Below are 702 nucleotides of genomic sequence, written 5' to 3' on the forward strand. Positions count from 1 at the left end.
GGAGAGTATCCTTGGCGATCTTAAAGGGCGAATTGAACGTTTTATTCAGTTAGATGGATTAAGATTAGCCACCGAAGCGGGTAATGCCAAAGCCACGAATGTTGTGTTAATAGGAGTTCTCTCCAAGTATATGGATTTCCCAGAGGAGGCCTGGCAAGAAGCTCTTGTGGCAAGAATCCCAGCTAAGCTGTTGGAATTAAATAAGAAAGCCTTTGCTTTTGGAGTTGCCGAAGAACATTAGATCCGTAAAAAGGTTTTAACAATTCTATTTAAGAGTTCTATTTAAACTCTATATTAAGTTCTATATTAAGTTAAAGTTGTATTAAATAAGGTCGTTGCGTATTTTTGCGCAGCGACCTTTTCTTTGGATGCTCAGCGATGGCTCTTTCAGTACTCTCAGTAAAGAGTTATTGTTTTATTACATTGTCTTTGAGACTTAAAGGTTGGGTTGCTAACGTCACGACAATGAAAATAATAATACTGGCAGGCAGAGCGACGATCAGGGGATCGATATAACTTAAAGAGCCCGTTCCGGCCAGAGAAACCGTTCCAAAGAAGGCTTTGGTCAATCCAAAGATGGCCGATTCTTTAGCATTGACAAACAGACACATAAAGAGATAAATAACGGATCCGGCTACCATGCTCCAGGTTGCGCCGGATTTTGAAGAACGCGGCCACCAGAGGGCTCCTGCATACATGGGG

1 protein-coding gene and 1 pseudogene are annotated in these 702 nt (G+C 41.9%); one reads left to right on the plus strand and one right to left on the minus strand.

Features of this window, described 5'->3' with window-relative positions; all coding sequences use genetic code 11:
- On the plus strand, positions 1-241 hold a 241-nt coding region (locus UF75_RS25840; RefSeq protein ID WP_045577374.1), incomplete at its 5' end, for a 2-oxoacid:acceptor oxidoreductase family protein.
- Positions 242-407: 166 nt separating this feature from the next.
- On the opposite strand, the pseudogene UF75_RS29560 reads toward UF75_RS25840, so the two are convergent.
- Positions 408-702, minus strand: a pseudogene (locus tag UF75_RS29560) (sodium:solute symporter family protein); the annotation flags it as partial.

Origin of the sequence: Desulfosporosinus sp. I2 (assembly GCF_000960765.1) — a bacterium.
Lineage (GTDB): Bacteria > Bacillota > Desulfitobacteriia > Desulfitobacteriales > Desulfitobacteriaceae > Desulfosporosinus.